We start from the raw sequence: 1,542 nt of genomic DNA, 5'->3' as shown, positions 1-1,542 counted from the left end.
CTCTGCGCGGGAATTGTGAAAAGTTAATAGTTTTGTTATCTTATTTATTAAGGATGAGAGGTTCATTTGCATTAAACATTGTTGTTTATTTTTAATAAAATAGCCTCTCTTTCGGATCTTTTAAAGACCCTTCAAAAAAGTGAGGGGGAGTATGATAAAAAACGTAAGAGGGCAGCTACTAACGAGGTGTTTTACGGGCTTTCAGTGGTACTTTTTTCCGCAAGGATATCCTCCTAGAAAAGTGTGTACGGATTTTTTACCAGATCCCCTTATTATAGCTAAAACTTCATAAAAAGATTACGAGAGATGGAATTGAAATAAAAGACCAATTGAACGAGTTAATGTTCTTCTTCTATGTTTGGCTTGGGCCCTTTTTTCTCAATAGGATTGATATCCGGAGAATAAGGAGGCAAATAAAGCAAACTATTACCTGAATCTTCTAGCATATTTTTCAAAGCTTTGCCTTTGGAAAGTGGCATTATCTATAGCACCAGCACTTTTTTTGGAAGGTTTGGTAATAAAATCCGCTGCACCCAAGAGGTACCCCCCTTTGTAAACCAGATATCAAACCAATTGTAATTGTATTTGCTAATTAAAGCGCCTATGGTATTTGCTCCCCTTTGCTCCCCAGTCATGAGCGCCATAACACCGCTTGCCTTTATCAGAGTGCTCATGCGTTCTTGGCATATCATGAGCAAAACCACTTTCATCACTATACACTATCTACTTACCTTCCTTTTTCAATTCTTCAATCTTTTGGCAAAACGTAGATCGTCTTTCTGGATCGGATGATTGAGAGTTTTGTTTATATACTCATGCTGAATGAAATTGTTTAAAAGTTTAATTTTATGTGTTAATAATTTTTATTATGCAAAGATTTCTGAAAGAAGAAGATCGTGTTGCGTTAAGAACGCAGCAGATAGGATTACGGCAGTTTTGTTATCAGGGTGGAGCTCATCAAATTGCTGAGGCTCTTCTGATTGCGATCGTAGAAGAGTATAAGGAAGATCAAAAGTTAATAGTGTCAAGCGAGGGCTCTGTGAGCAAGCTGAATGTTTCACAAACATCAGAACTTATCGAACATTTGGAAAGCCACAACGTATATGAAAGCAAGCGATAGCTGCGCTTTATGTTCTTGAGGCAAGACGTTGCACGCCCATAATTTTTCATTTAAAAAGGCAGCAGCACGGCCCAGGCAGCAGCACGGCCCGTAAATACAGCCAAGCAGGAAGCCTTTATTCAACGGTGATGACAATACTGCCGAACTATCCTGTTTGGTTATGCCCCCCACCATGGCAACGAAAATCACCTGTCAGGCCCCCCATTGCTACGACGGCCTACGTGAACCTGATGGGAGGGATGCGCCTTACGATGGTGTCCTTAACCCCCTTGAAGAGGTTTTTTGATCCGCTGAAAGACGCTTGTCCAAAGGCGCCGTTCTACCTGATCTTGGATCAAAGACCTTATAACACAAGCAAAGACACCCAAAAAGCAGCAAAAGAAAGGGGGCATTGAGTTGCGTTATTTGCCCTCCCTAGCCCC

At 40.9% G+C, this 1,542-nt stretch carries 4 protein-coding genes; 2 read left to right on the top strand and 2 right to left on the bottom strand.

Going from position 1 to position 1,542, the window contains the following annotated elements:
- Window positions 1–338: 338 nt before the first annotated feature.
- Both HE1_RS09290 and HE1_RS09850 read right to left on the bottom strand, forming a co-directional pair.
- On the bottom strand, window positions 339–479 hold the full coding sequence (locus HE1_RS09290) for a transposase (RefSeq protein WP_206537198.1): 141 nt from the start codon (window positions 477–479) through the stop codon (window positions 339–341).
- Window positions 480–588: 109 nt separating this feature from the next.
- The gene (locus HE1_RS09850; RefSeq protein ID WP_278242919.1) at window positions 589–720 is read right to left on the bottom strand and encodes a hypothetical protein; all 132 of its coding nucleotides are present in this window, start codon (window positions 718–720) and stop codon (window positions 589–591) included.
- A 148-nt stretch (window positions 721–868) separates the two neighbouring features.
- Between HE1_RS09850 and HE1_RS00150 the strand changes: the two genes are divergently transcribed.
- Together HE1_RS00150 and HE1_RS07795 are read left to right on the top strand one after the other, a co-directional pair.
- On the top strand, window positions 869–1,120 hold the full coding sequence (locus HE1_RS00150) for a hypothetical protein (RefSeq protein WP_035543171.1): 252 nt from the start codon (window positions 869–871) through the stop codon (window positions 1,118–1,120).
- A gap of 128 nt (window positions 1,121–1,248) precedes the next feature.
- Complete coding sequence (locus HE1_RS07795; RefSeq protein ID WP_162480058.1) at window positions 1,249–1,515, top strand: hypothetical protein; 267 nt, start codon at window positions 1,249–1,251, stop codon at window positions 1,513–1,515.
- Window positions 1,516–1,542: the final 27 nt, after the last annotated feature.

The sequence above is a fragment of the Holospora elegans E1 genome (assembly GCF_000648275.1).
GTDB lineage: Bacteria > Pseudomonadota > Alphaproteobacteria > Holosporales > Holosporaceae > Holospora > Holospora undulata_A.
This window is presented reverse-complemented; position numbering and strand designations above follow the sequence as displayed.

Excerpts from the sequence above, each read along its gene's own strand:
- HE1_RS00150 (WP_035543171.1), top strand. The coding sequence starts at position 869 with ATGCAAAGATTTCTGAAAGAAGAAGATCGTGTTGCGTTAAGAACGCAG.
- HE1_RS07795 (WP_162480058.1), top strand. The coding sequence starts at position 1,249 with ATGACAATACTGCCGAACTATCCTGTTTGGTTATGCCCCCCACCATGG.
- HE1_RS09290 (WP_206537198.1), bottom strand. The coding sequence starts at position 479 with ATGCCACTTTCCAAAGGCAAAGCTTTGAAAAATATGCTAGAAGATTCA.